The following is a 21,847-nucleotide window of genomic DNA, read 5'->3' as shown; positions in this document are numbered from 1 at the left end:
TAAATGGTGGATGGAAAAGATTTTGATAGTGAATTCGAAGTTATAAGAGTTAGAAACACTGGTTCTAAGAATATAACAGATGCTGTTGCTTCAAAGGCAGATGGAAGAATAGAGATTGAGAAGCATGTTCCAAAGCGTGCACCTTTGGAATTAATCAAAAGATTATTTTTATCCAAGAAGTATAACAACAATCTTGTGGAAAGATTATCGAATGGAGATTTAACCATAGGACAAATGAAACAGATAAAGAATGCAATAAAAAGTGGATTGTCAGAAAAACAGATAGATTCACTAATAAATTGTAAGAAAGATGAAAAAGCAATGGCAACCATTATTGAAATTGCAATAATGCTCAACAAGAAAGGAGATAGTTAAATGGCAGACGAAATTTCACAGGCAATACAGATTATAAGATTAGAGTTTGACGGATTAAGATTTGGAATGAATGTAACTGGAGCTACAGCAAAACAAGTAAAGAACCTTACTATTTTTCTTTATGCTCTTCTTACAAGAGAAAAACTTCAAGGAAGGACATCACTTAAGAAAATGATAAGTAGGGATGGAAACTTACAGGTTCTTAAAATAAAAGAAACTGATTATAAGAAATTCTCAAAGGTTGCAAAAAAGTATGGACTGCTTTATTCAAAACTTCCGGACATTAACAAAGACGATGGGATGATGGAGATATTGTTCCATACAGAAGCAACACCAAGAATAAATGCACTCATAGAAAAATTGGGAAGTGGTAGCATAGAGGAGTTGACTGATTATGTTAAAAATGGTAAAGATGGAGACTTTGAAAAAATAACAGATTATCTTCAACAGAATAATGTGTTAAGAAGTGATAAAAGCATTACACCCAGTGAAGAAAAGAAAAGTCAAATAAATAGCATATCAAGAAACTTAGATTACAACGCAAAATTAAAGGATGATCATTTGATAGATGTGACAGTAGCAAAGAAGTTATATATGGAGGAAAATCTTACACAATTAAAAATGAGGATTCCGAATACATATGGAGCAAGTGCAAGATATGTATGGATTGACAAAGATGATGTAATTCCAATCAATGATGGAAAGACATTTTATGTATTTTTCAAAAAAGATGAGGAATATAAAATTCTTGATAAGGATGACAATGTTGTAGAAAAAGTTAAAGGATTACAGCTCAAGAATGTTCATTACGATGGGGTATCAGATGAAGTTAAGTACCGGGCTATGAGACAACAACAAATCAATAAAAGAAGAAAAAATAAGTCTAAGTCAGTACAAATTAATAAGCCAAAGTTCAACCTCGGGACTTCAAGTCCCGAGGTTGGGATAAGGAGGTAAGTGTTTATGAAGACTGGTAAAATTACTTATTTTGGAATAACCATTGGAGCCATAGCCAGTGCTTATGTTTCATATGTGCTAAATGGAGTGTGGAGCAAGGGAATGGATATAACCACATTTACAGATACATTTCTTTTTGCCTTACAGCACCCATCAAGAAACTATTACAACACCAACACTGATAAAGCAATAGTCTATGGTCTAATTATATATGGAATGGCTGTTCTTATGTATTTAACCAATAAAAGAAAATTAATGATTGGTAAGGAATACGGAACAGCAAAGTTTGCAAACATAAAAATGGTAAATAAAAGATTGGCTGATAAAGATAAACAAAAAAACAGGATTCTCAGTAAACATGTGAGAATGAGCACAGACACAAGGCGAACAATGATTAACAATAACTTGTTGGTCATTGGTGGTTCAGGTGCAGGAAAGACATTTTTTATTGTAAAACCAAACATTATGCAATTATTACCAAATGGTTCATTTATTTGTACAGATCCAAAGGGTGAGGTGGCAAGAGCTACAGGAAACATGCTAAAGAAAAATGGATATAACGTTAAGGTAATTAATTTAATTGATATGTCAAAATCAGATTGTTACAATCCGTTCCGATATATTCGAGAAGAAAATGATGTAATCAAACTTGTAACAAATATTATTAGCAATACAACACCGAAGGATGGTGCACCAACCGATCCATTTTGGACAAAATCAGAAGGATTATTATTGCAGTCATTAATTTATTATGTTTGGTTGGAAATGCCAGAGAAAAAACAGAACTTTCGAACTGTAATGGAATTATTATCAGAAGCAAAGGTAGATCTGAAAGGTAAGGATAGTAAGCTGACGATTAAGATAAAGAATCTTGCGAAGAAAAGTTCTATGGGCTCAAATCATCCAGCATATAAACAGTATATGAAGGTAGTGGATGCTGCAGGAGATACCGTCAGATCAATTATTATCAGTGCTAACGCAAGACTTGCATTGTTAGAGAACCCACAAATCCTAAGAGTTTTATCAAGAGATGATTTAAAACTTGAAGAATTAGGAATAGGAGTAAATGGTGACTTGAAGACAAGAACAGCTTTGTTTTGTATTATTCCGGATTCAGATAAGTCTTATAACTTTATTATTGGAATGTTGTATACACAATTATTTCAGGAATTATATTTTCAGGCAGATTTTAAGTATGGTGGGAAACTTCCACTGCAGGTTACTTTACTGATGGACGAATTTGCAAATGTTGCATTACCGGAAGATTTTTGTTCATTATTATCTACAATGCGAAGTAGAGGAATAAGTAGCACAATAATAATTCAGAATCTTGCACAGATTAAGGCATTGTTTAAAGATACGTGGGAAACTATCACAGGTAACTGCGACACATTAGTTTATCTGGGTGGAAATGAAAAATCAACTCATCAATACATTTCTGAAATGCTAGGAAAGAGTACCATTGATAAACGCTCAAATGGAGAAACAAGAGGAAGCCATGGTAGTTCCAGTAGAAATTATGATGTCTTAGGTAGAGAGTTGATGACTCCGGATGAAGTAAGAAATATGAGCAATAAGAAATGCTTAATATTTATACGAGGATTTGATCCAATATTTGATGATAAATACATACCGATGAAACATAAAAGGTTTAAGGAAACAGAAGATGGCGGAGCAAAACCGTATGTACACATACCGGTGGCATCAACACAATCAATACTGACTATTATGAGTGACAATCAAATTAAGGAACTAATAAATAATAAGAAACAAAATGAAAAAATACAGATAATGGATCTTAGCATAGAAGAAATAATGATGCTTGGAGATACAAGTCAAATATATTTTGGAGAAGGAACAAATGTTACTGAAACTGAAAACAAAGTGACAGATAGTAATAATTCAGATGATGAATATCAGGTTATTACCAGACAGGAAATGCTAGAGAATTTATCAGATGAAGAATTGAAGGAAGAGATGACAAGTCGTTTGGTTGATATGGAATTTGAACCAAATCAGATAGAAGAATTGTATAAGGCATTGGATGCACACATAAAACTTTCTGTTATTTTAAGTTATCTGTACCCAACAACGACTGTAGAAGAAATGAAAAGTAGAAGAAAAAATTATTTGAAAAGAAAAGGAGATTAAGCGATATGAAGAGGATAAAGAAAAAACTAAAGAAATTGGTAAACGTAGTAACTGCAAGTGCATTTATAACTTGTATGCAGATGAGTACAGTAATGGCAGCTACAGACACAAACTCAGTAACGAAGCCGTTAGACAACCTTAAGACATTACTTTTGGCGGTAATCGGTGCAGTTGGTGTAATTATTTTGGCAAAGAATGTAATGGAATTTGCACAGGCATATCAGCATAATGATTCGGCAACAATGAATTCTGCGTTAAAAGGTATCGTAGGTGGAGTTATGATGGCAGGTATTTCATCTGTACTTGGAATATTAGGATTTTAGAGAGGAGAGTTACAAAGGAAGGAGGCAAAATAAATGGATATATTCAGCTTAGGCGGAGTAATCCTAGATCTTCTTAAAACAGTTGTAGCATTTTGGAATGATAAAGTGTCACTAGTATTTGAACTGTTGGGGCAATCCCCAACAGAATTCAAAGATGGAGGACCTTGGCAGGTAATTAGTAATATAGAACCAATATTTGTGGCAGTTGGTTCATCATTAGTGGTTCTATTTTTTGTAATAGGTTTTTGCTCTGAAAGTATAGATGTAAAAGAAGAGATAAGATTTGAGACAGTGTTACGAATGCTTATGAGACTTAGTATTTCAGAGTGGTTAGTAGCAAATAACGTAACAATTATGAAAGCATTTTTCGAATCAATAGGAGCATTGGTTGGATTAATAACGAATAGTGGTTCACCAAAATTAAAAATTCCAAATGAGCAACAGGAGATAATTGAAGGACTTGGATTTGGAGAAAGTTTGTTAATGATGATATTAGCAGTGATTATAGCATTAGTAATTATATTTTGTGGATTCATGTTAATTTACACTGTATATTTTAGATTCTTGAAAATCTTAGTAATAGTACCATTTGGGGCAATTGCATTTTCAACAACTAGCGGAAATAGAATGGTGAGTCATACGGCAGTAACATATGCAAAGCATTTTCTTGCAGTATTACTTGAAGCAGTCACGATGGCGTTAGCAATTATTGTTTGCAATGCATTTTTAAGCGCCGGTTTGCCAAGTTTTACAAGTGATTATGCAGATTGGACTAAAGCACTTATGTATATGTGTGAATTGACATTTGGAGTTGCAATGACTGTAGGTTCAGTTAAGGGAGCACAGGAATTAACAACAAAAATGCTTGGATTATAAAGAGAGGAGATAAGGATGAATATTTCAATAAATAAGGATATAGAAAAATATCAGGAATCTGTCATTATGGGGCTTACTGCAAAGCAACTTATATGCTCGATAATAGCTCTTGCATTGGGCACAGGAATTGTTCTTTCAACGTTTAAATATGTAGGGCTTACAGTATCAGTGTATATTGCAATCCCAATTGTGGCACCAATAGCACTTAATGGATTTTACGAATATCAGGGAATGAGTTTTACAGAAATGATGAAGAGAAAAATTAGATGTTTATTTAAAAATCCACAATTAATCTACATATCAGAAGAAGGTGAAAGCTTGATAAATGAAATACATTTAGAGGATATGAACAGACAGAAACTAGATAACAAGAAAAATAAAAAGTCAAAAATAAAAAAGGCTAATAACAAGAAAAATAAAGGCTACATAAACAATAGTCAAAATCATAAGAGAAAGGATGGAAACAATGGGAATATTTAAAGATAACTTTACATTGCTAAAAAAAGCATCGGAACCATTATACAAAACACCTAAATCAGTTCAGCAAACAATTGAAATTTTAAAAATATCAGAAGGTGGAATTTTTGAAGTAGCACCTGGTAAATATTCAAAATCTTATAAGTTCAGTGATGTAAATTATACAACAAGATCAGAAGATGAGCAGGAGAGTTTCTTTCAAAAATATTGTAAATGTTTGAATTCGCTTGATTGTGTATTCAAAATTACAGTCAATAACAAAAATAAGGATATGGAAGCGCTTAAAAGAGATGTAATGCTTTCATATGAAAATGATGGCTTTGACAAAATGCGTAAAAGTTATAATAACATTATAGAGGAAAAGATAATGGAAGGACGACAGGGAATAGAGCAAGAAAGATACATCACAATAACTATCGAACGTAAAAATTTTGAGGAAGCAAAGGCACAGTTTACAACAATTGAAAATTCAATGTTTAAAAGTTTCTCAGAACTTGGTTCAAGGCTTATACCACTTACAGGAGATGAGAGACTTAAGGTGCTTCATGATTATTATAGATTGGGTCGTGAAGAAGAATTTGATTTTTGTATTAGAGATAGAAAGAAAACGGGAGCAGATTTTAGAAATGATATATGTAATTCGAAACTTAAATTTTATCAGGATTATTACGAAGATGAGTCAAAGGTATGTAGAGCAATTTATATAAAGAAGTATCCAACTTATCTTTCGGATCGTTTTTTTACAGAATTAACATTTCTTCCAATTCATTCAATAACAAGTGTTGATGTGGTCCCAGTTCCCAAGGATATGACAATGAGAATTCTTCAAAAGAAGTATTTAGGGATTGAATCTGACATTATTAAGCAGCAACAAACACGGAATAAAAACAATGATTTTTCATCAGAAATTTCTTATACAACAAGACGACAGAAAGCTGAAATTGAAGACATTATGAATAATGTTAGAGAGAATGATGAAAGTTTATTTTTTGTAGGTGTAACAATGGTTGTAATGGCAGATACACTTGAAGAATTAGATAGTATTTGTGAGTCAATTGATTCCATTGCTAGAGGCGCAGGCTGTTCAATAGATATATGTCAGTATAAACAAAGGGAAGCTCTTAATACAGCACTTCCAATAGGTGTTAGACAGATTGAAACAATGAGAACAATGTTAACTCAGAGTCTGGCGGTTCTTATGCCATTTAATATTCAGGAACTTTGTGATAAAGGTGGAATATATTATGGCGTTAATCAGGTGTCAAAAAATATAATTGTTGGAAATAGAAAAAAATTACTTAATGGTAATGGGTTTATATTTGGCGTTTCAGGAGCAGGTAAATCATTTCAAGCAAAAATGGAGATGGGTTCAGTGTTGTTATCAACAAAAGATAATGTAATTTGTGTGGATCCAATGAATGAATATGAGGATGTAGTTGAAAAATACAATGGGACATATATTAACATTTCTAATAATACAAAAAACTATATTAACCCTATGGATATGGATGTATGGAATCTTGATGTATTAGATAGCAAGGGATGGGTAAGAGATAAGTGTCAGTTTATGCTAAGTATTTGTGAACAGATAATGAAAGAAATAACACCACAGCAACGCTCTATTATATCAAGATGCGTAAAAGATCTTTATATGGAAATAGCACGTAGTAAAGAAAAGTATATTCCTACAATGGAAGACTTGTACAATAAACTTCTTGAACAGAATGACAAGGAAGCAAAGGATGTTGCACTTGGACTTGAAATATTTGTTACCGGAGCATTGAATATCTTTAATCATCAGACAAACATAAATGTAAATAACAGATTTATTGTGTATGGAATAAGAGACCTTGGAGAATCCCTTGCCCCACTTGCAATGCTGGTAATGATGGAAACAATACAGCAGAAGATAATTGACAATGGTGAAAGGGGAATAGCAACATGGTTTTACATTGATGAAGTGCATGTTCTTTTAAATTCTCCGTTCAGTGCAGAATATCTACGCCAGATGTGGAAAAAGGTAAGAAAGCAGGGAGGTCTTTGTACAGGAATTACACAGAACATAGTGGACCTTTTAATGAGTGAGACAAGCACAACAATGCTTTCAAACTCAGCATTCATACTTCTTTTAAATCAGTCAAGCAAGGACATAGAAAAGATAGTGGAGTCGCTGGAAATATCAGAGGAGCAACTTAACTATGTAATAGATTCACCGTCAGGATGTGGACTCATAAAATGCGGAAGCAGAATGGTGCCATTTGATAACGTGATAACAAAGAACAGCGAGTTGTACAAGCTGTATAACACTAATCTGTATGAGAAGATGGAAATAGGAGGAGTGTAGATAGTAATTGATTATGGATATAGTTTGGAAAAATCTAGTTTTTATTACGAATGAAAAGAAAAATAAATAATATGCAAACGCCAAGTTAGCAAGGAACTAATCTGGCGTTATTTTTTACCCAAAATCAAGGAGGACAACATGAAAATAAACAAGGAAAAAGAAGTTAACACAGAAATACACAAGAAAAGGACCGGAAAGATTCATAAAAAAAATGAAACAAAGATTGACAATAAGTCAATGACAACCAGAGCAGGGAGAAGTGTAACGTCAGTAGGAAAAATGGCTGAATCAGCTATTACTGAAAATGTTGAAGGCGGTGAAAACATTGATGGAGCATTTGAGGCAACAGGCATTGCAATAAGACCTGTAAAAGGGGCAATAAGTGAAGGTAATCGAATCAGGAAAAAGATAAGAACGTCAAAGCTACAGAAGGAAGTGGCAGGCAAAAGAATCAGAAAGAAAGCATCAAACAAGGGAAAAGAACTTGCCAAAAAGCCAGCAAAGAATGCTTCAAAAAATGTGACAAAGAAAACATCAAAAAAGGTAGCCAAGGATACAACAAAGGAAGTTACCAAGGAAGGTACAAAACTTGCAGTAAAAACCGGTACTACAGTTGCCGGTTCAGCGGCAGGTCCTGAAGGCACATTGATTGGAATGGCTGCAGGTGAAGCAGTGGGAATGAAGATTGAAAACACATTTTACAGGGCAGAGCAAAAAAGCAGGATGATGAAATATTTCATGGACAAGCTAAAGCCCGGTGATGAGCAAAACGATAGCATATTCAAACTTGCAGGAAGCCTGATAAAAAACAAGATGGTATACATGATTAAGCAGGTGGCATCCCTGCTTGCACCGTTGGTTGTTCCAATACTCATAGTGGTAATGGTTGCAACAGGAATTGTGTTTGCAATCATAGCGGTGCTTTATAATTCACCGTTTGCAATATTTCTTCCACCACTTGAAAGTGGAGACACAATACAGACTGTAACAACGCAGTACGTATCTGAATTTAATCAGGAAATACAGACACTGGTGGATGAACACAAGGATGCAGATGAGGGCAGAAAGGTGTATGTGGACTATGAGGGAATGAACAGCGAGCCTTCAAACTATTATGACATCATGTGCGTGTACATGGTGAAATATGGTTACGAAAACACGGCAACAAAAATGAATGAAGCAAACAAGCAGAATTTAAAGGCAGTGTTTGATGACATGTGCAAGTATACAACAGAAAATGTAACAGACAAAAAGGGCAAAAAGAAGAAAAAGTACCTTGAAGTGAGAATTACATTAAAAAGCTACACGGAAATGTCAGAGCAGTATCAGTTTGATGAGGAAAGAAAGGAAACACTTAATCAGCTAATGAGTGCCTGCATCACAAGTAATCCGTCAGGCAGTCAGACAGGTGGAAGTCAGCTAAGTGGCTTGCAGGGAAGCCTTACCCCACAGGAAATAACAAGCATAACTGACAAAATAACAAATCAGGCACAAAAGACCGTGGCATCATTTGTATTGTCTAAGGTAGGATATCCGTATAGTCAGAATTTAAGAAACAGTGGAAAGGCATTTGATTGTAGTTCGCTGGCATACTACGCATGGAAATCAGCAGGTATTGATATAGCATTTGGCGGCTCAACCACTGCAGCTGCAGAAGCAGAAGGGCTGAAAGGCAAAACATTTAAGGAAAAAGACATACAGCCAGGAGACTTGATATTTTATAACTACACAACCAATGGAAGATACAAAAATATCAGCCACGTGGGTATTTATGTAGGCAATGGAAAAATGGTTGAGGCAGTGGATGAGGCACACGGAGTATGCTTGGGCAATTATCATAATGGTGGGTTGGTGATGATATGTCGTCCGGGAAAATAAAATTAATGCTAATGACAGTAGCAAATTTTGTCGTTCTTGATGTTTTTTTGAGCAATATATTTTTAATTGGAAAATTAAGAAATATATATTAAAATATAAAGGTAACAAATTATGTGAAATAAGCGGTTGAAAATTTATATTTAAACGATTAGAAATCTAAGAAACATATATGACAAATAAAGGAGGAGTAAAATGACAGAAGGAAAGGACTTACTTCAGGTTTTATGGAGTGGGGCGGATGTATTAAGAGGTAAGATTGATGCGAATGAATATAAGACATATTTATTAGGGTTAGTATTCTATAAGTATTTATCAGATTCGTATTTATCAAAGGCGTACGATTTATTAAATGATGAGATACCGGATGATTTGCAAGAGGCACAAAAGGTTTATGAGGAGGCAATGAATAGCGAAGATGCAGAAGAACTTTTAGCAGAACTAAAAGAATCATTGCATTATACTTTGGATTCTAATATGACATATGTATGTATGTTATAAAATAATTTTACTCTTACGATGTAACAAAGGAGCGTGTTTATATATGAATAGAAAAAATATTAATAGAAAAACAGTCTCTTTTTCAAGGACTGAGCAGGTACATGTAATAAAGCCATGTGATTTAAATGGTGGCGGTCGTTTATTTGGCGGAGCATTACTTTCTATGCTTGATGAAATTGCAGGAATTGTTGCAAAGCGCCATTCCGGCTGCAATAATGTAACAACTGCTGCAATCGACCATTTAGACTTTAAAGATGGAGCCTATGTAAATGATTTGCTGGTAATTATTGGTTATGTAACATATACCGGAAACACTTCAATGGAAGTTCGCATAGATACTTATGTTGAAAATAATGAAGGAATGCGCCACCCTATTAACAGAGCTTTCTTTGTAATGGTTGCAATGGGCGCTAATAACAGACCAACAAAAGTTCCACCGCTTATCATTGAAAATGAATTTCAGCAGGCCGAGTGGGACTGTGCCCTTAAACGAAAAGAAAACCGAATCAAGATGAAGAATGATTTTTAATTTCATTCACATATGCAATATACTTTTCTCTTTAAATTTATAATTGCATTCAAATAAAATATATATCACTTAATTAAATTAATTTATTTTTCACTTGACAATTTTTCTTTTTTTGTTCCATCCCTTTATTTAGGGCATTCATTTTGCAAACACTATATATTGTGTTTTTGTTTTTTGATTTTCGCAATATTTGGTAGACATTCATTTAGCTTAGTGCTATAACCTAATGCATGCGAAAGAGTTAAACACCTTACTTGATTATCATAGTTTAACACATCGCTTTTTTATTGCCTAAAAAGCACAATGTATTTAATTGTGTTTAATATAGAACAGCATTATTATCGTATTTTTAATGCTGTATACATGATATATGAAGAAGAAAGAAGGAACGAAAAAAATGATAAGTGTTATTAAACGTGACGGTCATAGAGCTACTTATGATCGTAACAAAATTGTATCAGCTATTCAGAAGGCGAACACAGAAGTCGACCAGGAAGAAAGAATTAGTGAGGAACAGATTTATAATATATTAGCTTCTATTGAAAACCGTGGCTTTGATGAGATGGCAGTTGAAGATATTCAGGATATTATTGAACAGAAGCTTATGGCAGAGAAGAAATTTGTTCTTGCAAAAACATACATCATTTATCGTTTGCCAATAGAATATCATTAGCCTTTGGAACATATTTAGGATAATAAATTGGTTCATATTTTTCTTTATCAAGGTAGCGTACATTCTTATAATCTATTTTTCCAGAAGTAATATGCTTGCCCTGCAAAATTGGAACACCTTTGTTGACATATTCAACTTTATCAGCAGTTGTATTTATTCCTTGGTACGCAACTTCAACAACATCTTGAAACTTACGCTGTTCCCAAGTATTAAGGCATATGAATAAAAAGTTAAGGTGATTAAATGGATAAAAAGAGCTAAAGTGCTTGAAAAAACAATGAATGACAGAGATTGTTAAAAAAATTCGTTAAAAGTTAGCTGAATCATAGTAATTTACATAAAAAAGACCAACATAGACTTAAAAATAACAAAATAAAGACCATACTAGTTTTCGACATAATAATTTCTAACTGTTAGAATTATAACATCACTTAGAAAACACTAAGTAATAATTTAATAACGCCTTATCAATATTCTATTGTAGTGAATGGAGTATTTGATAGGGCGTTTTTCTTTTGCACCTACAATAAGAAAAATAAAATACGAAAGGAGATTCAGGATGAGACATGTAAATGATAAGGAGTCAGCTCGTGAAATAGGATATTTGTTTCAAGCATTACAGCATGAGTGGGAACGTTCTGGGAAAACAGTTGTTACTAGGCGCATTGGTCAGGATGAATATGATGAGTTTGCAAAATGTTATTCAAAGAAACTGGAAAATTATGACAAAGAGCGAAATAAAGATGAAGCAATGCAGATAAAGGTAATACTAAAATCAATGAAAGAAATGTGCGTGTTAAGTCGCATTGCTAAAAAGATTTGCAACAAAGCAGCGCTTAGTTCAAGTAAAAAATGGGGACATTTCGATATTGAGTTAGACAGGGAAGAAAGAAAATGTTTAGAAGAAATAATAGGAATAAATTAATTGGAAGGAGAGAAATGTAAATGAATTATAGTATAAGAATTTTTAAAACAAAAAATCAAGAAAGAAGTACAAAAGCGTATGCATCAGTAACATTTAATAAATGTTTTATAGTTACAGGAATTACTGTAAGAGAAAATAAAAATGGTGAACTGTTTGTGTCAATGCCAAGTTACAAAAGTAAGTCTGTTGATGATAATGGAAAGCCAGTATACAAAGAATATTGCAATCCAACGACAAAAGAATTCAGAGATGAGTTATATGGAAATATTCTGAAAAACTTTAAAGAAGGTGTTAACGAGTATGAAGTGAAAGGGCTGGATGATAAAATGGAAATTGGAATTTCACTCAATACAATGTCAGGTACAAATCTAGAAGCAATTGGCAGGGTTTATTTAGACAAGTGCTTTGTCATAAATAATATTAAGGTTATGACAAGTGAAAAAGGTTCTTTTGTAGCAATGCCGTCTCAGTTAGTGAACAGAGGAGATGAAGGAAAAAAATATGAAGATGTTTGTTTCCCGATAACAAAGGAATTCAGAACTGAGTTGTACAATGCAATTTTAAGTGAAAAAGAAAAAGTATATGAAAAAATGAATGAAGAATTTATACAGGTGGACAAAGCGTTAGATGGTGTGGAAACACCCTTTAGATAAGGAGGAAAAGAATATGCAGATAGATAAAGTATTTGAAAATGTAAAAGAAAGAACAATCAGAGAAAATGAAAAGAATAAATGTGAATTGTTCCCCAATAAGGGAAAAAAAGCAGTTGTGGTTCTTACAGATGATAAGTTAGAAGAAAAAACATTTGAAGAATTTGTCGAAATGTGTGCAATTGTCAAAGAACAGGGTTTTGAAGTTTGTGAAAGTGAAAGTGGATGCAAATTTTGGAGTATAGTTCCAACAAATAGTTTAGATAACGTAGGATATGCTAGATTAATAATGCAACTGGCACCTATGGCAGATGCTATTTTTATAGATAAGGATGCATATGATGCCCTAGATTACATAGAACAGAATATTTTTGTAGCAGGAATGAAGCTTATAAATGTAGAAGTAAGGGAAGTACAGTCAGGCGTGACATTTATTGCAGATCCAATATATGAACATGAAATACAGAGAGCATTAGCAAAAAGAGTGTCATTATCTCCGGTTGCTAAAGATCAAAATCCTAGGAATGCAGAACAGGCTATATTATATGAATTGGTCGTTGTAATGAGTAATATATGGAAATGTGAAAGAGTAAAGCCAAAAGAAATCTAGAATAATGCATTATGTATTGTTTTTTTACGCTGGTGTTTGGGATGACATCAGCGTTTTAGTATTTAGTATATAAATGTATGTTTTCAATTTTGGGTATTTACATATCAATTCAAAAGTAATATAATTACAATGCTTAAAGGAATCGAACACACATTCGATAATACTTTGATCCGGAAATAAGTATAAAGCAAAGAATTGCATACGTAGGCTTGTTTGCAATTTGTAAAAGAAAATTAAACAGTAGTATCAGAGAAACTTAATAATAGGAGGTGAACCAGGATGGCTTATACAAGTCAGTTAACAGAGAGACAGTTAAAGACATATGAATGCATCATAGACTTTATTAAAGAATTTGGATTTGCACCAACCGTAAGAGAGTTGTGCAAAAAAACAGGTTTTACTTCTACATCTTCTATAGCTGGACATTTAAAGGCACTTGAAAAGTTAGGATACATAAGAAGATATCCAACATGCCCTAGAGCGATAACAGTATTGAAATAGGAGTGTTAGACGGAAATTAACCAAGGTAAAAGATCAGCAAATTAACTAGTTACTATGTGTTGCTAAACAGGCGTAGTTAATTAGCAATCGCTTACAAGGAAAAGTTTCCCATCCTTTGTGAGTACAAACTTAAAACATTAAATTTGTATTATAACAAAAGGAGACAACACATTTGAAGATAGACATTATGAAATCTGGGTCAGACCCGATTAGAAAGGATTATTACGACAGTGACAAAGTAGGTAATAGACTTCAAGAAAGTCGAGAGGAAAGCAAATTAACTCAAGAAAAAGCTGCAGAGAAGCTTGATATTCATATTAATACACTTGCAAGATATGAACATGGAGCAACTATACCATCAGAAGTGTTAAAAAAGATGTGTATAATATATCAAAAGTCGGCAGACTATTTGATTGGTAATACTAATGACAATTATTATGATGTGCAGATTATGAGATTGCTTGAGCAAAATGACATGAAAACAAATAAAGCTATTTATGAAATAGTAGAAAGAATAATGAAGATAAGAGTTGCCTAATGAAAATTAATTATGCTATATATTGTTTAATTATAAAATATATAATTATATAATAGTATATGGTATTAGTGTAAGGAGTCACATAGTGTGGCTCTTTATTGTTATAGAAAAGGGGATTACAAATCTAACGAATATTATTACAATATATAATGAAAAGGAGTAATTGAATTGATAACAAAGGAAGTAATTGATAAGAATTCAAAAAAATATAAAGAGTATTGTGAAAATATTACAGAAGATGAAATTAATGAAGCTTTAACAGTTTTAAGTAAATATATTGGAAGAGAAGGCGATGATATATTTATTAGAGATAAATATAAAAAAGAGGCTCGTAAAATGAAATTTGCAGATGAATTTGCAGATGCAATTTATGATTTTGTGGAATACAAAAATCCTACATGTCATACCGCATATAATGCAAGAATGATTAGTGAAGAGAAAAATCCACTGGAATTAATACATATGGCTTTGTATAAAAGACATTCAAATAGACAAACGTATGCAAAGAATAGGGAAAGAGCTGAAAAGGTAAAAAAGCAGAAAAAAGAACATCCTGCACTCGAATATATGTTTATAAGAGAATCAGGTATTATAGTTTCAAGAGACATAGATAATCCTAATGAAAATACATTTGATTTTGTTAGTGTTGAGGTTTTTAAAGGAACATATTCGATAGAATTTATTAAACAACACAGGGATGAAATAATGGATGCAGTGTTATATAAGATATCCAAGTCTAGAAAATTTACCAAATTCAACGTTCCAGTAAGCATTTTAAAATTAGATAAAATAAGAATAATAGGTTGTGATATGATTTTATATTTTTCAATAAAGGAATTATAAAACAATCTGTCATAAAATTAGGGCCAGTGCAAATCGGCTCTTTTTTTATTGAATTTCGAATTACCCACTAAAATTTGTGGGGATTATTATTAAATTCCACAATTTCGTGTGTACGAATATCTTCTTATTTAACATAGAATAATTACATAGTCATTGATTACCAACCCAATGACACAGACTTACAGATAATAAGAAAAAAACTTCTGCCAGTAATGGCTAGATTTGCTTATGCCGTAATCGGTGATGTAGTCATCGTAGCAATTCAAACTTATACTGACGACGGTCAGATCAAAAGAAGTCACTAATGAGATGGAAATTAAGGCGTTTCCTCTGTTGTGGTAAACAGTCATTAGAGATGCAGGCGTGCTAACTTATGAAAATGTAAGTGTTCATTTATAACAAACATTACTAGTAATGTATTTCAACAAAATAAACAGATGCTAGAGAACATAACTAACAGAATTGAGGTAAAAATGAAATACAATAAATTAGCAGTTGGAGACAAACTAAAAGAAATAAGAACAAAACTAAATATATCTCCCGGTGAAGCAGGAGATATGGTGGATTGTAGTGAGTCACATATTAGACAATTAGAGAGAGGGTGCAGAAATCTAACAGTAAATATGCTTTACAAATTTATTGAAGCATATGATACGGATGCTAATACTATACTTGGAATCAAGCACGGAACGAAAGACAGACTTGAAGATAATTTGAGTAAGCTATCATTTGATGAGCGGGAACAATGTTTAGTTCTTTATGCAGACATGGTGGAGACGATGGTAAGAATGAAGGAGGCGATATAGATGACAGAGGCAGGCAAGGTTTCAGTTAGAGGAAAAGCAATGGCAAAAAAATTTGTTAGATATAAAGAAGGTTCAGACCTATATAGTATAGGGATGACAAAGTTTCAAGCGTTGGCAAAGGAAGCTGGAGCTGTGTATAAGATAGATGGAATGGCTTTAGTCAATTGCGAAGTATTTGAAAAATTTTTAGAAACATTTAGAGAATTTTAGAAATAAAAAAGTTAATATAGAACATTAAAGAGTTTGTACTATTTAATAGTTGATTTTTTGTCATACAAAATATATAATAAACGCATGGAGGTATGCAATATGGCAAATAAAGGAAGACCTAAGTTAGAGAAAACTAAAGACAAGGTTCTTAGTATTCGCATTTCAGATGAGATGTATCAAAGGTTATTGCAGTATACCGAAAAACATAATGAGTCTATGACAAAAGTCGCAACGAAAGGTCTTGAGAAAATATTATCAAGAGATAAATAGTATGAGCTCTTTCTTATTAAGGAGGAACTTATGGCAAATAGAAAAGATCCTAGAGGTAGAACACTTAAATCAGGTGAGGTTTATAGAAAAGATGGTCGTTATGTTTATACGTACACTAATCCATTGGGACAGCGAAAATACATTTATGCTAATGACCTTGTATCTCTTAGGAGAAAGGAACAAGAACTATTAAAGGCTCAGTTAGATGGCTTAGATGTGTACACAGCAGGAAATGCTTCAATCAATTTTGTATTTGATAGGTACATTTCCTTGAAACAGCATCTAAAGGATTCTACAAGGAGCGGATATATATATACTTATAACCATTTCGTGAGAAAAGATTTTGGTAAAAAGAAAATCGCAGACATTAAATATTCAGATGTAGTGCAGTATTATCTATACTTATTGAAAGATAAGAATATTGCCCTTGGAACTTTGGATTCAATTCATTGTCTTTTGCATCCAACTTTTGAGTTGGCGGTAAGGGATGACATAATAAGAAAGAATCCTGCTACAGGCGCAATGAAAGAGGTAAATAGAAAATCTGGTAAAAACAGAGGTATTCGGCATGCACTGACAATCGAACAGCAAAGAGCATTTATGAATTATATTGCAAATAGTCCGGTGTATTATCACTGGTGGCCATTATTCACATTTTTGCTAGGTACAGGATGTAGAATTGGGGAAGCTATTGCATTAAGATGGGATGACTTGGATTTTGAAAATAAAATGATTACTATTAATCATAGTATTGCAAATTATAAGTCGGCAGAAAAGAATAAATGTGTGTCAACGCTGTCTACTCCAAAAACAGAGGCAGGTGTTAGAACAATTCCAATGCTTGATGTTGTGTATGATGCTCTAAAATTAGAAGAAGAGGATCAACAAGAGAATGGATTTAATGAGACTGTTATAGATGGCGTAAGTGGTTTTGTTTTTCAAAACAGATTCGGAAATATTCTGAATCAACAAGCAGTGAATTCAGCAATAAAAAGAATTGTAATTAATTATAATAATGAAGAAGAAATCACTGCAGCAAGAGAAAAAAGGAATCCGTTAATATTACCATATTTTTCATGTCACATTCTTAGACACACATTTGCAACAAGGCTATGTGAACAGGAAACTAATCTGAAAGTTATTCAGTCTATTATGGGACATAGAAACATTGAAACAACAATGGATATATATGCGGAAGCTACAGATAAAAAGAAGAAAGAGTCTTTTGAAAATTTATCTGTGAAATTAGATGTTTTTTAAGAAGTATAATTGAGAATTTGACATCAAATTTTCCGATTGACATCAATTTGACAACAAAATAGATAGAATATTAATTAATAATGAAGGATTATGAATAGTCTATTTATATAATTTTATATTAGTATAGTTTAATATGAAGCTCTGTGAATAATTGCCAGACAACGTCCCAACGATGAAGTCTATTGATAAGTAGGAATGCAGGAAAATCAAGGGTTTCAGAGCGTGGATGTACTAAAATATATAGTTGGTCAAGGGGTTTTGACCAAGATTTGACCAATTTTTGGCATAGTCAAAAAAAGATTAGTACAGGTTAGTACAGATTGCTTAGTCTGAAAAATTAAAGATTGTATTACTTAGAGGACATTTTCTAAAGAAATTTAGAAGATGTCCTCTTTTTGCGTTATAGGAACAATTGAAATACCGAAAGGAGAATAGCATGGAACACACAAAGGCATATCAGGAATTTAAGAAGAATGGTAATACAAAGTTTGTAAGATATAGCGAAGGAGCAGAAATGTATCATATGAGCGTATCAAAGTTTATGCAAATGGCTAAGGATGCCAAAGCAATCTATAAGTTAGGACAGTTAGTACTTGTGAATTTAAAAATATTTGATGAGTACATTGAGACATTCCATATAGTTGATGATGAATTTTATAAGTAGGTGAAAAGGATGGTAACACAATTACAGCCGGATGTTAGGGCTTATCTTCATGGTGGGGAGGTAATAAAAAGATACATAAGGGTCGAAGAGGTGGCTCATGAATATGGATTTAGTGTTGAGGAAACTGAATATATAGCTAAGGCTGCAAGTTCTTTATACAAGCTTACCCGTATTCATTTGGTAAAAAAGGAAAGGTTTGATGAGTTTATGAAACACATATATAAAGTGCCGGGAACAAATAAGCAGATAATCAAAAAGTTTGCGAGAATTGGAGAAGCTTCAATTATATACAGTATTGGAAGGCATAGGTTTATCGAGCTGGCTAGAGCAGCAGGTGCTACATATAAAATAAATGAGGGGACAGGAGGGACTGTACTGGTTAATTTAGAAATATTTGATAATTACATGGAGCAATTCAGACAACCTGTAAGACCTTTGAAAGAGCCGTTATACGGACAGGAAGAAGGTGAATTGAATGAGTAACTCATATAAGTTCTATTCAGATACAAAAGACATTATGAAAAAATATGTAAATGCTACTGAGGGAGCCATTATTTATGGCATAAGTAAATCAAGGATTATGGTTTTGGCTTCAGAAGCAGGGGCAGTATATAAGGTTGGAAATTCAGCATTGATTAATACAGATATTTTTGAAATGTATTTGGAGAAATTTAAGGAACCAACAAGACCATTGCCCAAACATATTTGGAATAAATTGTCAAGCGAAGATAAAAAAGACCACAATAGTACCTGTTTTGATAAAAAAGACCCGTGATTGTCACTTTCGGCATTATAGAAACTAATGTAATATATGGACATTCCAAGAAAAACTTGGGATGAACAATTTAATAATCAGTTACAGATTTGCAAAGTAGTTTGCACTGCAGAGTATCTGTAGGTAGTAAATTTACGGGGCATGTACCTGGAAGATGAAAGTCACAGCTATCATATTAGTAGCCTGATGGATCGAAAGATGAAGGGTGAGAAGTTGGATGGAAATCTGGAAAAAGGATTCGACATGTTGCGTAAGGATAATCAACCACAGAGGTCGAGAAGTTCGTCCTTATCCTCAAAAGGCTAAAAGAGGAGATAGTGCTTCTAATAATTCAGAAGGGCGTCGTGAAACACATTTTGTGGCTCGTCTGTAACTCCCGGAGGTGAGAACACCTCTTTGTACACGGGGCGATATAGGAGTCTAGAAGACTGGCGTGTACCTACATGCTTAGCGTTAAGCATAGCCATGTAGACTATATCACTTCCAAATTCAAATTCTGTCTATATGGCAACTAATTTGAAGGAGGATAAAGTGGTGATGGGATTTAGCATAGCATTAATAATTATTGTTCTTATCGTATTGTATTCGTTAGCTAGGACGGCAGGAGAGTCGGACAGGACAATGGAACAGATAAGAGAGCAATCACTCCTTGGAAGGGAGGAGAGCTCTGGTGGGAACAGTTGAAAAAAGAGATAAGCATAAGAAACGCAGGTTTGTATCTCCAGAAGAAAAGCTTGAAAGAGAATTAAAAGATTGTATGCATTGTAGATTCTTCTGGGGACATAACAACAGATGTGCCAATGGAACATGTTGTAAACCATCTAAGAAAAAGGAACAGAAACTTCCGACGGAATGTGTCGGATGTCCATATTATCGAGGGAATGGTTATTGTTTTCCTTGTATGCGAAAGCTGATAGGAAAGTAGGTGGTTAAGATGTTCAAGTGGCTGTTTAAGAAGAAAGGATGTGCAAAACACATGAATAACAAGTTAGAAGTAATCGGCATTGATCATGGATGGTCAATGATGAAAACAATCTCTCAGGTATTTGTCACAGGTGTTAAGGAGATTACAACAACTCCAGCACTTTTCGGTGATGTACTCGAGTATGAAGGAAAGTTCTATAAGGTTGGAACTGTGAGACAGGAGGTAAAGGACACGAAGGTCGAAGATGGCAGCTTTTATCTTCTCACACTTGCGGCAGTAGCTAAGGAACTTAAAAGAAGAGGTCTTGCAGAGGCAAAGGTATTCCTTGCCGTAGGACTACCACTTACAAGGTTTGGAGCAGAGAAGAATGATTTTATCAAGTACCTGACAAAGAATAAGCGTGTAAGCTTCAAATATGAGAATGAGCCGTATTATATTGAAATTGATGATGTGGCAGTATTCCCTCAGTGTTATGCAGCAGTAGTGGACAAGATTCCTACAATGGCAAAGAAAACGCTGATAGTAGATATCGGTAGCTGGACAATCGACATTATGCCGGTAATCAACAAGTCACCGGATGAATCAGAGTGTGTGACGATACCAAAAGGTCTTATTACCTGTATGCGTTCTATCAATGAGCAGTGTGTAAGACAACTTAACGGAGAGGTAGACGAGTCAGAGATACAGAACATCATGCGATATGGCAGGTCAGATATTGATGATGAATACTTTGCCATTATCAAGGCAGAGATAGAGGATTTTGTTGATAAGGTATATAACTCAATCCGTGAGTTTGGGTATAACTTAAAGACTACACCGATTGTATTTGTCGGTGGCGGGGCAGTTGTGATGAAGAATTTTGGTAGTCATGATGCTAAGAACATTTCCTATAACCTTGATGTAAAGGCAAATGCAAGAGGATATGAGCAGCTTGCCACAATGGGACTTAAAAGCACTAAGCGATTATCATAAGGAGGCAGATGATGGGAAGAAGACTTGAATATGAAGTAAAAACTTCTGTCCGCCTCAACATGAGCAATCCTCAGCATGTGAAAATCAATGATGTGATTCAGAACCTTGATCCGAAGATTTTCAAATCTAAGAACCAGTTCATTATAGATGCGATTCAGTTCTACATTGATAATTATGGAAAAGAAACTTTTGTTATCAAGAAGAAGGAAAAAGAGAGGGCTGAATATATCCGGTCAGAAGATATTGATGACATTAAGGAAGAAGTCATTGAAGCAGCAACCAATGAGGCTAGGAAAGAGGTCATAAGGCTGTTAGGCGGAGTGATATCCGGAATGAATGTTGGTCAGCCGGTAATAATGCAGGTAGCCAATAGTGAAGCACAAGAACCTACAGAAGATGTTATGGACGATGCAGATGTTGCAGGACTTGCAATGGGATGGATGTCGAAAGGAGACTGATTATTATGAGAAGAGTTATGGGAGCCGTAGGAACAGTAATTTTAGAGATACTCAAGTGGATATTAAGGATAATTCTTGGAGCGTTGAAGCTGGTCTTAGGACTTGCCAGAATAATTCTTCTTCTATTCGCTATGGTGGCAAGGATATTTCTTTCATTCGTAAGAATGGGCACATTCTGAGAGGAGGTGAGCGTATGCAGGTAAAGGGTTTATTCTTAAATTATAAGAAAAACAGAAGACTTATGCAGTATTTCTTTAAAATAAGAGAGCTGGTATAATGAAAGGAGTTTAAGATGCACAGAATACGGGACAGTCCTATGTGTCCCGTGCATTACAGATAAATAGTTCACCGCAAGGGTG

Annotated in this window: 29 protein-coding genes; all 29 read left to right on the top strand. The window is 33.8% G+C overall.

Features of this window, described 5'->3' with window-relative positions:
• The first annotated feature begins 3 nt into the window (after positions 1 to 3).
• The 29 genes from H8S00_RS13740 to H8S00_RS01315 all read left to right on the top strand — a co-directional run bounded on the left by H8S00_RS13740 (position 4) and on the right by H8S00_RS01315 (position 21,667).
• Positions 4 to 375 carry a hypothetical protein gene (locus H8S00_RS13740; protein WP_243169528.1) on the top strand — a complete coding sequence of 124 codons (372 nt, stop codon included), beginning with the start codon at positions 4 to 6 and terminating at the stop codon, positions 373 to 375.
• On the top strand, positions 376 to 1,332 hold the full coding sequence (locus H8S00_RS01450; protein ID WP_118030568.1) for a PcfB family protein: 957 nt from the start codon (positions 376 to 378) through the stop codon (positions 1,330 to 1,332).
• A gap of 6 nt (positions 1,333 to 1,338) precedes the next feature.
• The gene (locus H8S00_RS01445; protein ID WP_118030567.1) at positions 1,339 to 3,483 is read left to right on the top strand and encodes a VirD4-like conjugal transfer protein, CD1115 family; all 2,145 of its coding nucleotides are present in this window, start codon (positions 1,339 to 1,341) and stop codon (positions 3,481 to 3,483) included.
• Between the two features lie 5 nt (positions 3,484 to 3,488).
• Positions 3,489 to 3,806, top strand: coding sequence for a hypothetical protein (locus tag H8S00_RS01440; RefSeq protein ID WP_118030566.1), 318 nt, complete (start codon positions 3,489 to 3,491; stop codon positions 3,804 to 3,806).
• A gap of 33 nt (positions 3,807 to 3,839) precedes the next feature.
• Positions 3,840 to 4,682: a hypothetical protein gene (locus H8S00_RS01435; protein WP_186839831.1), complete on the top strand. Its 843-nt coding sequence runs from the start codon at positions 3,840 to 3,842 to the stop codon at positions 4,680 to 4,682.
• 15 nt (positions 4,683 to 4,697) lie between these two features.
• A complete protein-coding gene (locus H8S00_RS01430; protein ID WP_118030565.1) occupies positions 4,698 to 5,162 on the top strand; it encodes a PrgI family protein in 465 nt (154 codons plus the stop codon).
• On the top strand, positions 5,149 to 7,503 hold the full coding sequence (locus H8S00_RS01425; protein ID WP_186839830.1) for a VirB4-like conjugal transfer ATPase, CD1110 family: 2,355 nt from the start codon (positions 5,149 to 5,151) through the stop codon (positions 7,501 to 7,503). Before H8S00_RS01430 ends, H8S00_RS01425 begins: the two co-directional genes overlap by 14 nt.
• 138 nt (positions 7,504 to 7,641) lie before the next feature.
• Positions 7,642 to 9,381 carry a C40 family peptidase gene (locus H8S00_RS01420; RefSeq protein ID WP_118030564.1) on the top strand — a complete coding sequence of 580 codons (1,740 nt, stop codon included), beginning with the start codon at positions 7,642 to 7,644 and terminating at the stop codon, positions 9,379 to 9,381.
• A gap of 192 nt (positions 9,382 to 9,573) precedes the next feature.
• A complete protein-coding gene (locus H8S00_RS01415; RefSeq protein ID WP_243169527.1) occupies positions 9,574 to 9,879 on the top strand; it encodes a type I restriction-modification system subunit M N-terminal domain-containing protein in 306 nt (101 codons plus the stop codon).
• Between the two features lie 43 nt (positions 9,880 to 9,922).
• Positions 9,923 to 10,408, top strand: a complete 486-nt coding sequence (locus H8S00_RS01410; protein ID WP_118030563.1) for an acyl-CoA thioesterase — start codon at positions 9,923 to 9,925, stop codon at positions 10,406 to 10,408.
• Between the two features lie 370 nt (positions 10,409 to 10,778).
• The gene (locus H8S00_RS01405) at positions 10,779 to 11,081 is read left to right on the top strand and encodes an ATP cone domain-containing protein (RefSeq protein WP_243169526.1); all 303 of its coding nucleotides are present in this window, start codon (positions 10,779 to 10,781) and stop codon (positions 11,079 to 11,081) included.
• A gap of 559 nt (positions 11,082 to 11,640) precedes the next feature.
• Positions 11,641 to 12,006 (top strand): hypothetical protein, encoded by a 366-nt coding sequence (locus H8S00_RS01400; RefSeq protein WP_118030562.1) that lies wholly within the window; start codon positions 11,641 to 11,643, stop codon positions 12,004 to 12,006.
• A gap of 20 nt (positions 12,007 to 12,026) precedes the next feature.
• On the top strand, positions 12,027 to 12,659 hold the full coding sequence (locus H8S00_RS01395; protein ID WP_118030561.1) for a SpoVG family protein: 633 nt from the start codon (positions 12,027 to 12,029) through the stop codon (positions 12,657 to 12,659).
• Positions 12,660 to 12,672: 13 nt separating this feature from the next.
• Complete coding sequence (locus H8S00_RS01390; protein ID WP_186839829.1) at positions 12,673 to 13,266, top strand: hypothetical protein; 594 nt, start codon at positions 12,673 to 12,675, stop codon at positions 13,264 to 13,266.
• Positions 13,267 to 13,545: 279 nt separating this feature from the next.
• Positions 13,546 to 13,767 carry a LexA family protein gene (locus H8S00_RS01385; protein WP_118030558.1) on the top strand — a complete coding sequence of 74 codons (222 nt, stop codon included), beginning with the start codon at positions 13,546 to 13,548 and terminating at the stop codon, positions 13,765 to 13,767.
• A gap of 172 nt (positions 13,768 to 13,939) precedes the next feature.
• The gene (locus H8S00_RS01380) at positions 13,940 to 14,305 is read left to right on the top strand and encodes a helix-turn-helix domain-containing protein (protein ID WP_118030557.1); all 366 of its coding nucleotides are present in this window, start codon (positions 13,940 to 13,942) and stop codon (positions 14,303 to 14,305) included.
• Positions 14,306 to 14,473: 168 nt separating this feature from the next.
• Complete coding sequence (locus H8S00_RS01375; protein ID WP_186839828.1) at positions 14,474 to 15,148, top strand: hypothetical protein; 675 nt, start codon at positions 14,474 to 14,476, stop codon at positions 15,146 to 15,148.
• Between the two features lie 473 nt (positions 15,149 to 15,621).
• Positions 15,622 to 15,954 carry a helix-turn-helix domain-containing protein gene (locus tag H8S00_RS01370; protein ID WP_158573345.1) on the top strand — a complete coding sequence of 111 codons (333 nt, stop codon included), beginning with the start codon at positions 15,622 to 15,624 and terminating at the stop codon, positions 15,952 to 15,954.
• Complete coding sequence (locus H8S00_RS01365; RefSeq protein ID WP_118435912.1) at positions 15,955 to 16,164, top strand: DUF6462 family protein; 210 nt, start codon at positions 15,955 to 15,957, stop codon at positions 16,162 to 16,164.
• 99 nt (positions 16,165 to 16,263) lie between these two features.
• A complete protein-coding gene (locus H8S00_RS01360; protein ID WP_182382588.1) occupies positions 16,264 to 16,434 on the top strand; it encodes a hypothetical protein in 171 nt (56 codons plus the stop codon).
• Between the two features lie 30 nt (positions 16,435 to 16,464).
• Positions 16,465 to 17,694, top strand: coding sequence for a site-specific integrase (locus H8S00_RS01355; protein WP_118031255.1), 1,230 nt, complete (start codon positions 16,465 to 16,467; stop codon positions 17,692 to 17,694).
• Between the two features lie 436 nt (positions 17,695 to 18,130).
• A complete protein-coding gene (locus H8S00_RS01350) occupies positions 18,131 to 18,358 on the top strand; it encodes a DUF6462 family protein (RefSeq protein ID WP_022377868.1) in 228 nt (75 codons plus the stop codon).
• A 9-nt stretch (positions 18,359 to 18,367) separates the two neighbouring features.
• Entirely contained in the window at positions 18,368 to 18,841 is a 474-nt protein-coding gene (locus H8S00_RS01345) for a DUF6462 family protein (RefSeq protein WP_022377867.1), read from the top strand.
• A complete protein-coding gene (locus H8S00_RS01340) occupies positions 18,834 to 19,133 on the top strand; it encodes a DUF6462 family protein (RefSeq protein WP_022377866.1) in 300 nt (99 codons plus the stop codon). The genes H8S00_RS01345 and H8S00_RS01340 overlap by 8 nt, the downstream gene beginning before the upstream one ends.
• A 537-nt stretch (positions 19,134 to 19,670) precedes the next feature.
• On the top strand, positions 19,671 to 19,817 hold the full coding sequence (locus H8S00_RS01335; protein ID WP_227135588.1) for a hypothetical protein: 147 nt from the start codon (positions 19,671 to 19,673) through the stop codon (positions 19,815 to 19,817).
• Entirely contained in the window at positions 19,804 to 20,058 is a 255-nt protein-coding gene (locus tag H8S00_RS01330; RefSeq protein WP_077326156.1) for a hypothetical protein, read from the top strand. Before H8S00_RS01335 ends, H8S00_RS01330 begins: the two co-directional genes overlap by 14 nt.
• A gap of 51 nt (positions 20,059 to 20,109) precedes the next feature.
• Positions 20,110 to 21,030 carry a ParM/StbA family protein gene (locus H8S00_RS01325; protein ID WP_117582551.1) on the top strand — a complete coding sequence of 307 codons (921 nt, stop codon included), beginning with the start codon at positions 20,110 to 20,112 and terminating at the stop codon, positions 21,028 to 21,030.
• 59 nt (positions 21,031 to 21,089) lie between these two features.
• Positions 21,090 to 21,488: an ATP-binding protein gene (locus H8S00_RS01320; RefSeq protein ID WP_243169525.1), complete on the top strand. Its 399-nt coding sequence runs from the start codon at positions 21,090 to 21,092 to the stop codon at positions 21,486 to 21,488.
• A gap of 5 nt (positions 21,489 to 21,493) precedes the next feature.
• Positions 21,494 to 21,667 carry a hypothetical protein gene (locus H8S00_RS01315; protein ID WP_015516967.1) on the top strand — a complete coding sequence of 58 codons (174 nt, stop codon included), beginning with the start codon at positions 21,494 to 21,496 and terminating at the stop codon, positions 21,665 to 21,667.
• Positions 21,668 to 21,847: the final 180 nt, after the last annotated feature.

Origin of the sequence: Eubacterium segne, from assembly GCF_014287775.1 — a bacterium.
Taxonomy (GTDB): Bacteria; Bacillota; Clostridia; order Lachnospirales; family Lachnospiraceae; genus Eubacterium_G; species Eubacterium_G segne.
Note: the sequence above shows the minus strand (reverse complement) of the source record. Positions and strands in the feature narration are given on the sequence as shown.

What these genes read in the sequence shown, in the direction of transcription:
- H8S00_RS13740 (WP_243169528.1), top strand. Translation starts at nt 4, where the DNA reads ATGGTGGATGGAAAAGATTTTGATAGTGAATTCGAAGTTATAAGAGTT.
- H8S00_RS01450 (WP_118030568.1), top strand. Translation starts at nt 376, where the DNA reads ATGGCAGACGAAATTTCACAGGCAATACAGATTATAAGATTAGAGTTT.
- H8S00_RS01445 (WP_118030567.1), top strand. Translation starts at nt 1,339, where the DNA reads ATGAAGACTGGTAAAATTACTTATTTTGGAATAACCATTGGAGCCATA.
- H8S00_RS01440 (WP_118030566.1), top strand. Translation starts at nt 3,489, where the DNA reads ATGAAGAGGATAAAGAAAAAACTAAAGAAATTGGTAAACGTAGTAACT.
- H8S00_RS01435 (WP_186839831.1), top strand. Translation starts at nt 3,840, where the DNA reads ATGGATATATTCAGCTTAGGCGGAGTAATCCTAGATCTTCTTAAAACA.
- H8S00_RS01430 (WP_118030565.1), top strand. Translation starts at nt 4,698, where the DNA reads ATGAATATTTCAATAAATAAGGATATAGAAAAATATCAGGAATCTGTC.
- H8S00_RS01425 (WP_186839830.1), top strand. Translation starts at nt 5,149, where the DNA reads ATGGGAATATTTAAAGATAACTTTACATTGCTAAAAAAAGCATCGGAA.
- H8S00_RS01420 (WP_118030564.1), top strand. Translation starts at nt 7,642, where the DNA reads ATGAAAATAAACAAGGAAAAAGAAGTTAACACAGAAATACACAAGAAA.
- H8S00_RS01415 (WP_243169527.1), top strand. Translation starts at nt 9,574, where the DNA reads ATGACAGAAGGAAAGGACTTACTTCAGGTTTTATGGAGTGGGGCGGAT.
- H8S00_RS01410 (WP_118030563.1), top strand. Translation starts at nt 9,923, where the DNA reads ATGAATAGAAAAAATATTAATAGAAAAACAGTCTCTTTTTCAAGGACT.
- H8S00_RS01405 (WP_243169526.1), top strand. Translation starts at nt 10,779, where the DNA reads ATGAAGAAGAAAGAAGGAACGAAAAAAATGATAAGTGTTATTAAACGT.
- H8S00_RS01400 (WP_118030562.1), top strand. Translation starts at nt 11,641, where the DNA reads ATGAGACATGTAAATGATAAGGAGTCAGCTCGTGAAATAGGATATTTG.
- H8S00_RS01395 (WP_118030561.1), top strand. Translation starts at nt 12,027, where the DNA reads ATGAATTATAGTATAAGAATTTTTAAAACAAAAAATCAAGAAAGAAGT.
- H8S00_RS01390 (WP_186839829.1), top strand. Translation starts at nt 12,673, where the DNA reads ATGCAGATAGATAAAGTATTTGAAAATGTAAAAGAAAGAACAATCAGA.
- H8S00_RS01385 (WP_118030558.1), top strand. Translation starts at nt 13,546, where the DNA reads ATGGCTTATACAAGTCAGTTAACAGAGAGACAGTTAAAGACATATGAA.
- H8S00_RS01370 (WP_158573345.1), top strand. Translation starts at nt 15,622, where the DNA reads ATGAAATACAATAAATTAGCAGTTGGAGACAAACTAAAAGAAATAAGA.
- H8S00_RS01365 (WP_118435912.1), top strand. Translation starts at nt 15,955, where the DNA reads ATGACAGAGGCAGGCAAGGTTTCAGTTAGAGGAAAAGCAATGGCAAAA.
- H8S00_RS01360 (WP_182382588.1), top strand. Translation starts at nt 16,264, where the DNA reads ATGGCAAATAAAGGAAGACCTAAGTTAGAGAAAACTAAAGACAAGGTT.
- H8S00_RS01355 (WP_118031255.1), top strand. Translation starts at nt 16,465, where the DNA reads ATGGCAAATAGAAAAGATCCTAGAGGTAGAACACTTAAATCAGGTGAG.
- H8S00_RS01350 (WP_022377868.1), top strand. Translation starts at nt 18,131, where the DNA reads ATGGAACACACAAAGGCATATCAGGAATTTAAGAAGAATGGTAATACA.
- H8S00_RS01345 (WP_022377867.1), top strand. Translation starts at nt 18,368, where the DNA reads ATGGTAACACAATTACAGCCGGATGTTAGGGCTTATCTTCATGGTGGG.
- H8S00_RS01340 (WP_022377866.1), top strand. Translation starts at nt 18,834, where the DNA reads ATGAGTAACTCATATAAGTTCTATTCAGATACAAAAGACATTATGAAA.
- H8S00_RS01335 (WP_227135588.1), top strand. Translation starts at nt 19,671, where the DNA reads ATGGGATTTAGCATAGCATTAATAATTATTGTTCTTATCGTATTGTAT.
- H8S00_RS01325 (WP_117582551.1), top strand. Translation starts at nt 20,110, where the DNA reads ATGAATAACAAGTTAGAAGTAATCGGCATTGATCATGGATGGTCAATG.
- H8S00_RS01320 (WP_243169525.1), top strand. Translation starts at nt 21,090, where the DNA reads ATGAGCAATCCTCAGCATGTGAAAATCAATGATGTGATTCAGAACCTT.
- H8S00_RS01315 (WP_015516967.1), top strand. Translation starts at nt 21,494, where the DNA reads ATGAGAAGAGTTATGGGAGCCGTAGGAACAGTAATTTTAGAGATACTC.